The sequence below is a fragment of the Patescibacteria group bacterium genome (assembly GCA_034660655.1).
Taxonomy (GTDB): domain Bacteria; phylum Patescibacteriota; class Patescibacteriia; order JAACEG01; family JAACEG01; genus JAACEG01.
Genome location: JAYEJU010000015.1, coordinates 1 through 4,890 on the forward strand (window position 1 = coordinate 1; position 4,890 = coordinate 4,890).

The 4,890-nt window shown below is 28.0% G+C and carries 7 protein-coding genes and 1 riboswitch; all 7 genes read left to right on the forward strand.

Annotation, left to right across the window (positions count from 1 at the left end):
- The first annotated feature begins 12 nt into the window (after positions 1–12).
- Positions 13–118: riboswitch (SAM riboswitch) on the forward strand.
- A 62-nt stretch (positions 119–180) separates the two neighbouring features.
- Positions 181–456 (forward strand): hypothetical protein, encoded by a 276-nt coding sequence (locus tag U9O55_00925; GenBank protein ID MEA2088388.1) that lies wholly within the window; start codon positions 181–183, stop codon positions 454–456.
- Positions 453–863 carry a hypothetical protein gene (locus U9O55_00930; GenBank protein MEA2088389.1) on the forward strand — a complete coding sequence of 137 codons (411 nt, stop codon included), beginning with the start codon at positions 453–455 and terminating at the stop codon, positions 861–863. Before U9O55_00925 ends, U9O55_00930 begins: the two co-directional genes overlap by 4 nt.
- 148 nt (positions 864–1,011) lie before the next feature.
- Positions 1,012–1,425, forward strand: coding sequence for a hypothetical protein (locus U9O55_00935; protein ID MEA2088390.1), 414 nt, complete (start codon positions 1,012–1,014; stop codon positions 1,423–1,425).
- A 17-nt stretch (positions 1,426–1,442) separates the two neighbouring features.
- Complete coding sequence (locus U9O55_00940; GenBank protein ID MEA2088391.1) at positions 1,443–2,243, forward strand: hypothetical protein; 801 nt, start codon at positions 1,443–1,445, stop codon at positions 2,241–2,243.
- A 35-nt stretch (positions 2,244–2,278) separates the two neighbouring features.
- On the forward strand, positions 2,279–2,752 hold the full coding sequence (locus U9O55_00945; protein ID MEA2088392.1) for a hypothetical protein: 474 nt from the start codon (positions 2,279–2,281) through the stop codon (positions 2,750–2,752).
- A gap of 138 nt (positions 2,753–2,890) precedes the next feature.
- The gene (locus tag U9O55_00950; GenBank protein MEA2088393.1) at positions 2,891–3,187 is read left to right on the forward strand and encodes a hypothetical protein; all 297 of its coding nucleotides are present in this window, start codon (positions 2,891–2,893) and stop codon (positions 3,185–3,187) included.
- Between the two features lie 75 nt (positions 3,188–3,262).
- Positions 3,263–4,890, forward strand: a 1,628-nt coding sequence (locus U9O55_00955) for a serine protease (GenBank protein ID MEA2088394.1), incomplete at its 3' end; no start/stop codon positions are given.

Below are 4,890 nucleotides of genomic sequence, written 5' to 3' on the forward strand. Positions count from 1 at the left end.
ATTATACAATTTAATTTATCAAGAGTGCAGTAAGGGACTTAGCCCGACGACCTGCCAGCAACCCCGAAAATTATTTTCGGAAGGTGCTAATTCTAAGCCCGAAAGGGAAAGATAAAAATTATTTTTTAAAATCTTTCTCTTTCAGGGAAAGTTTTTTTTAATTTTTTAACAATTACTAAAATGAACATTATTTCAAAAAAAATCAAAAAGTGCAAAAAATGCGGTTATTATAATGGCTCTATAGAAGAAAAGTTTAATGGAAAAGTCCCAGTAGTTTGTTACTGTGATTTATCATCAGGGAGAGCAAACGAATTTAATCCTGTTATAATCGGTTTTCCAGATGGAAGATTATTTTGGAAACCAATTAGTGATTATAAGGATAAAAATGGAGAATTTCGGCATGTCCCACATTTTTCCATGGGATTTTCACTCCCAAGTCCAAAATCAAAAATATGAGTTTTAAAAATAATTTTAAAAAAGGAGTATTATTTGGATTTGTGCCTTATCCTTTGGAAATAAAGGAACATCCTGAATTGAATATTTTTCCTCTTAATGTTCTTTTTATGCAATATGGAACAAGAGATAAAAAAATAATTATTGGAACTGCATTATATGAATCCAATTTGGAAACTTTTAAACAAGAGAATAAAAAACGCTCTATGAAATATCACAATGTCTACGGAGATAATTGCTGGCTTCTAATTAAATATAATATAACTAAAAAAAATTATATCGGCGAAAAATTTGTGAATGAAAAGTCGGTAATGATGGCGGGAGGGACAAAATGGAATATGTTTTTTATGCATTTTACTATGAGTGGCTTGTTTAAAGGCGAAAGTTGCAAATTTGAAATATTAAAGTAGGCAAAAAATTTAAATGGTTCGGCTTAAAAACAATTCACAAGCCTAATGATTAAATTTTTTGTAATTTTAGCGCTTTTTCCCTTGATTTATCAACAAACTTATGATTTAATGTAGATAAAGAATAATTAATTAAAATTAGAAAAAAATTATGACAAATCAGAACAATAATAAAAATTTGATACTTGTCAGAAAACAAATTGACAGTGTGGCAGAATATCAAATTTTGAATACAAAAAATGTATTTAATGACATTTGTTGCGTAATTATTAAAATTACAGGTCGACAAATTTTTGAAATTGGACAGTTTAAAAATATAGAAATAGCTAAAGAAGTATTGGAAAAATTGAATGGAAATGATTATATCGGCAGAAAAGTAAAAATTAAGATTAAAAATTATGATAAAATATATATTGGTGAAATTGTTTCATGGACATATGGAGAAAATAGTGCGGTTGAAATTTATGGAGGAGAAGAAAATACAAGCGAAAAAGTTCATTTAATATTTAATAAATTTGATAATAAATGGAATCAATTAATAGAAAAATTGGAATTTATTGATTAGTATGAATTGAAATAAATATGACAAACAATTTTCAAGAAAGTTATTATGAGTTTAAAATGAAAATAAGTTTTGGAGTGTTTTTTACTTATTTTCGAGGCAAGAAAGATTTTAAAAATTTTTTAGCCACACTTTCAAAAGAAAAACAAGAAAAATTCTTTAGATTAAGCAAATTTTATAACGATTTTATTCGTAATCCATTTTTTAAGGATGAAAATACAAAAAGATTTTTTTCTCTAATAATGATTTTTTCTTTAATTGAAGCTACGGTAAGTGAGGAAAAACATAAAACTTTTGATGAATATTTAGTTAAAAATTTTGAACCAATTCTAGATAAAGAAACCTTGAAAGATATACAAAGAAAATATCTTAATAAGTTTGGGGTACGAAGACAAATAAAAAAATTTTTTGATGATTATGTTGACGAAGAATGCAAAAAAATATTTGCGAATGCCATTTGTTTCAATTCTGGAAATAAACGAAAGGCATTGTCAATAGATGAAAATATTAAAAAAAATATAGATATATTTTATCAGTGGAGATCTGAATTTGTCCATAATGCCGAAATACATGGAGCTTTTTCTGGGTCAAGTTTCTGTGTAGTAAATAAAAATGTTATTACCACTGCTTATAGGAGAGAGGATTTTGAGCAACTTTTTGAGCACGGTTTTTTGCGCTATTTCGGCTATACAAAAAATTTAGAACATAAAGATATTAAGAAGAAAATTGAACAATATAAAAAATATACATTCTCAGTAGCCTGGAAAAGAATAAGTAATGATTTTGAAAGTCTAAAAAAGTTAATCAATAAATCAATATGAAAAAACAATTTACAATTTTATTTTAAAATAACATTATGAAAATAGAAACTATCAAAGAATTAAACCAAAAAATTTGGTATAGATTAATAAAAGTAATTTATATTTTTAGTTTAATATTTGCTATTTGTGCAAATTTGTTATTTATAACAGAAGAATTTTTTGATGATGGATATATTGTTTTAGGTTTATCATTATATATACTATTTTCCGTTTTTATTTATATTGGATTTGAAATTTTGAAAAGATCATTTTTTTATATTATCTTAGGAACGATGATACCTGTTGACGATAATTATTTTATAAAATTAAAAAAATATAAAAAATTGATTATCCCTATATTAATAATTCTTATTATTACTTTCGCTTATGGGATATGGGATATTAACAAAATTGATTTGCAACAATCTATGAGGCAGAGCCAAATCAGAAAAGATTGTTGTCATGAAGTATACGATAAAACACTAGATCTTTCAGCTTTAAAGTCATTAAGAGAAAAAAAAGAAAAGTAATTTTGACTTTTCTACTTTAGATTTGTCAAAAAAAATGAATATGAATATAAAAATTGTTTAAGAAAAAAAGGTTATAGAAATAATTTTATTTTTAACGCTCGCTCACCCAAATTTTAAATAATTTTTAACATACTTAATATGGAAAAAGAATATCAATCAGATTCTAATAATAGTCTAAATAAAAAATCAGATGAAGAACTAATTAAAGATTTGCTTATATTGGATTCCAGTAAACGAGATTATACGAAAGCCATATTAGATAAAAGAATGAAGGATAGCCTGGAATATTTAACAAAAGTCATTAAAAAAAGTAATGATAGTACTGAAAAATACAACGTTATTTTAGCTCGACTGACTAGATGGATTCTATGGCTTACAGCAATAATGACTATTACTACTATTATCAATATATTAATTGTTAAAAAAATTATTTAAAATTTTTGATACGCCGATAAGTTAATCGATATCCATTTCACGAGCTAAATAAAATTATTCATTAAATTTTATATTATGAAAAAACAATTTACAATTTTGTCAATCTTAATTTTTGTTTTATCACCTTTGGCTGGTTTAACTAAAATTGATGATTCGCACACCAAGTCTGTGGCACAAATTCTTATTTGGGATATGAGAAATCAAAAATATATATCTTCTGGGTCAGGCATAAATTTGTCAATTACAAGTTCCACATTTATACTTACAAATTATCATGTAGTTGAAGATATTATAAGATATCCAGATTTATATAAGGCAATAGTGTGTGTGACCGAAAAATCGCAATCAACTCCTAAGTGTGATTATATGGCGAGCGCTTATCATGCTTATGGTGGATGGCCAGGAAAGGCTAAATATTCAGAAGAGTTGGATTTAGCACTTATTGCTGTTAATTGGAAAAGGGAAGATGATAATAGCACTAAGTGGAAAAGTATTGCTGAGATGCCAATGAATGAATGGCCAAGTTTTGGCGGTGTTATTTCTTCAGTGCCGTATGGGTATGAATTGACAGGTATAGAGCTGGGTGATGAAGTCCAAACTTTAGGATTCCCAGATTATGGATATGATACGATGACTTATTCAAATGGCGTAGTTTCTAATTTTTGGATGGATGATGGGACTATTTTTGAAAATCATGATGGCGTTTTAGCTATTGGCACAAGCGCCAAAATTGCACCAGGCAGTTCTGGAGGGGCAGCATTTAATAAGGATGGAGAATTCTTAGGAATAACAAGCGCAGGCATAATGGATGATAACGGCAATTTTATGACAGGAGTTATAATTCCAGTAACTACGGTTAATTGGTGGCTTAAAAGTTTGGGTTATCTAATGGATAAAGATGGGGAGGACGCAGTACTTAGAGAAAAAGAAAGGATTTTTTCAGAAGAAGTATATTGTTGCTATCTTGATACTTATGATAAAAACGGAAAAACTCGTTATGATGCAATAAAAGATGAGTGTGTTTGTGAAGAAGGATATACAACATTAGAAACAAGTGATAAATGTATTACATATTCCGACAGTTGTAAAAAAAGTTATGGACAAAATTCTTATTATATAGGGAAGATGACTGATGAAAACGAAACTATCTGCGGTTGTTTGAGCGGTTATATATGGAAAGGGACAGAGTGCAAAAGCATTGAAGAAAAAAGAGAAATTTGTAAATTAAATACTGTTTATTTTCCAGCATATCCCGAAACGAAGAGTGATGCAAAGCGTATGTATGGTCCAAGAGGAGAGAAAGAAAAAGGTTGCAAGTGTCCTGATGGTTATGTATGGCAAGATGATATGTGTGTCACAGATAAAAATATTTCAAATAATAATTATGACAAAAATTGTAAAAGTTATTATGGGGAAAATAGTTATTTTACAGGAAATTTTAATGATGAAGGGCAAAGTTTGTGTGGTTGCCGAAGTGGTTATGTTTGGAATAAATTAGGAGATAGTTGTATCAGTAACATCGTGGAAGAAGAAAAATTTTTAATAACCGAAGTAGATAACAATTTATCAAAAAGAGTGAGTGGGAATATTTTACTGCAGGTAGAAAAAAACGGAGAGGGGTGGTATGTTTATCCAGACAACAAAAAGAAATATTATTTAGGCAGACCGGCAGATGCTTTTAATGTAATGCGAAAATTAGGATT